Below are 2,933 nucleotides of genomic sequence, written 5' to 3'. Positions count from 1 at the left end.
TAGGTACATTAATAATAAAAATTAAAGGCAATTTTGATGACGACAGAAACAACAATTGACCGAACAAACGATACGCGTTTTCTCGGTCACCCCATTGGTTTATCTACTCTTGCAATGACTGAAATGTGGGAACGCATGAGTTATTACGGTATGCGGGCCATGTTAGTGTTATTTATGACTGCAGCCTTGCAAGAAGGTGGGATGGGTTTAACCGTTGCAGCAGCAGGTGCTATTTACGGTTTATACACGGGCTCGGTGTATTTTGCTGGCCTTCCGGGAGGTTGGATTGCTGACCGCTTAATTGGGGGGCAAAATGCAGTGTTCTTTGGTGGGGTGATCATCATGATTGGCCATATTATTTTGGCTATTCCTCATGATGCGAGCTTTTTTATTGGTTTGATTTTTGTTGTATTGGGCACCGGCTTATTAAAACCCAATATCGGCGCCATGGTAGGTGAATTGTATTCAGCCAAAGACGCACGCCGTGACGCGGGTTATACCCTTTATTATATGGGCATTAATATTGGTTCGTTGATCGGTTACGGGGTCTGTGGTTACTTACAAGTCAATTACGGTTATCACTATGCATTTGCAGCAGCTGCTGTAGGTATGTTAATCGGTTTAATTCAATTTAAGTTAACTCAAAAAAATCTAGATGGTGTTTCTCCAAAACCCGTCGTACCGTTGTCACCCCAAGGAGCAACAATAGCGTGGGCTGTAATCGCCATTTTCTTAGCGGTTATTGCCGTAGTCACTGCCCTTACGTTCCAAGGCAGTATTGTTATTGAGCCAGTGGCTATGGCGCAAAAGGTTGCCGTGGTATTTGTTTTTACCTTTTTAGTCTACTTTTTTGGTATATTTTTTCTTGGCAAGTTAAACCCTGATGAGAAAAAGCGCATGGGCGCATTATTTCTTATTTGTGTGGCATCAGCGTGTTTCTTCGCCGGTTTTGAGCAAGCAGGCTCTAGCTTAAACTTGTTCGGTCAAGATTATACACAACGCATGTTGGGCACCTTTGAAATTCCAGCGGCTTGGTTTCAATCAGCCAACTCTATCTTCATAATTATCCTTTCGCCCTTTTTTGCTGCTTTATGGGTTAATTTGGGCAAGCGCATGATTGAGCCGTCTTATAGCGTAAAATGTGCCCTAGGCTTAATTATTATGGCCACTGGCTTTATCGTCATGTTTTTTGCCGCAGGAATTGCAGCAACAGGCTTGAAAGTTGCACCTTATTGGCTGGTGATGACGTATTTCTTACATACGGTTGGCGAGCTATGTTTAAGCCCAGTGGCATTAAGTGCGGTAAGTAAATTGTCACCTAAACGTTTTGGCGGACAATTAATGGGTGTATTTGTTTTAACGTATTCTATGGGCAGTGTAATAGCAGGCTTACTAGCCGGACAGTTCGACCCAGAGCAAGTTGACCAAATGCCAGGTTTGTACATGCAAATCAGTTTATTCAGTATAGCAATTGGCATTGTTTTACTTTTATTGTCTTTTAAAACAGGTAAATGGGAAAAACTTGCGGAGAAAGCTTAAGCGATAAAGTGAGTTGAGATAGTGACTAAAATACCGCTTTAGCAATAAATATTAATTATAGTATAATTAACGCCTGATATAGAGAATGTATCAGGCGTTTTACTTTCAGAGCCCTGAATTTTTCAGATCTAGCAACAATGGTAGCCATATGAAATTGTATTTTTCCAGTAAACAAATACCGCAGCTTCAAGCTCTGCCATTATTAGAACGCTTAACAATACTTAGAGAGGCTCAAAAGTACCTAACGGGCCCCGAAAAGGTGCTACTCAATGTTCTAAAGCTGCTACTCCTGATCCCAGCATTTGTTATGGTTTTACAAATTAGCGAAAATTGGTGGGCCCTTGCTTGGGCTCTATTGATTTTTTTACTTTATCCCATTGTTGTAAAGCCGATACAATTTAGCTTAAGCGCAAAATATATCTCACTCGTTAAACCACAAGGACATTAAACATGCAAACAATCTTAGTTACTGGTGGAGCTGGTTACATTGGCAGTCATACTGTTTTACAGTTGTTAGAGGCCGGACAAGATGTCGTGGTGCTGGATAACCTATGTAACTCTTCTGAAGAGTCATTACTCAGAGTGGCAGCCTTAACTGGCAAACAAGCGCGATTTATTCAAGGTGATATCCGAGATGCTCAGCTACTAGCGACTATTTTTGATGAAAACAAAATCGATTCTGTTATTCATTTTGCTGGTTTAAAAGCCGTGGGCGAATCGGTCGAGATGCCACTCAATTATTACAACAATAACGTGTATGGCACGTTGGTTTTGTGTGAGGCCATGCAACAAGCAGGCGTTAAAAATATTGTATTTAGCTCATCTGCTACGGTGTATGGCGATCCTGTTTCTTTGCCTCTGCGAGAAGATATGCCAACTGGTCAGCCAACTAATCCTTACGGTATGTCGAAGCTAATGGTTGAGCACGTATTGCAAGACTTATACAAATCAGACAACGAGTGGAATATCGCTATTCTTCGCTATTTTAACCCTGCCGGGGCACATCCCTCAGGACGTATAGGTGAAAACCCAAATGGCATTCCAAATAATCTGATGCCGTTTATTACCCAAGTAGCTACCGGTAAACGTGAGTTTTTGTCGGTATTTGGTGATGACTACAATACCCACGATGGTACTGGCGTTCGTGATTATATTCATGTTGAAGACTTAGCAGCAGGCCATCTCAAAGCCCTTGAAAAACTGGCTCAAAACGTTGGTATTGTGACGTATAACCTAGGCACTGGCCAAGGTTACAGTGTACTAGACATGGTTAAAGAATTTGAAAAACAAAGCGGCCAGCCCATACCATTTAAAATAGTACCTAGACGCAGTGGTGATGTAGCCGCTTGTTATGCAGACCCGCAAACCGCTTATGAAGCCCTAGGCTGGAAAGC

At 41.9% G+C, this 2,933-nt stretch carries 3 protein-coding genes; all 3 read left to right on the top strand.

Annotated elements, in window-relative coordinates; all coding sequences use genetic code 11:
• The first annotated feature begins 36 nt into the window (after positions 1-36).
• Entirely contained in the window at positions 37-1,539 is a 1,503-nt protein-coding gene (locus NWQ57_RS12495; protein ID WP_306022481.1) for a peptide MFS transporter, read from the top strand.
• Between the two features lie 148 nt (positions 1,540-1,687).
• Entirely contained in the window at positions 1,688-1,987 is a 300-nt protein-coding gene (locus tag NWQ57_RS12490) for a DUF6170 family protein (RefSeq protein ID WP_306022480.1), read from the top strand.
• 2 nt (positions 1,988-1,989) lie between these two features.
• Positions 1,990-2,933, top strand: a 944-nt coding sequence (gene galE / locus NWQ57_RS12485; RefSeq protein WP_306022479.1) for a UDP-glucose 4-epimerase GalE, incomplete at its 3' end; no start/stop codon positions are given.

It is taken from the genome of Paraglaciecola sp. (assembly GCF_030730205.1).
GTDB lineage: Bacteria > Pseudomonadota > Gammaproteobacteria > Enterobacterales > Alteromonadaceae > Paraglaciecola.
The sequence above is the reverse complement of the archived record's forward strand: the minus strand, read 5'-3'. Positions and strand labels throughout refer to the sequence as shown.

What these genes read in the sequence shown, in the direction of transcription:
- NWQ57_RS12495 (WP_306022481.1), top strand. Translation starts at nt 37, where the DNA reads ATGACGACAGAAACAACAATTGACCGAACAAACGATACGCGTTTTCTC.
- NWQ57_RS12490 (WP_306022480.1), top strand. Translation starts at nt 1,688, where the DNA reads ATGAAATTGTATTTTTCCAGTAAACAAATACCGCAGCTTCAAGCTCTG.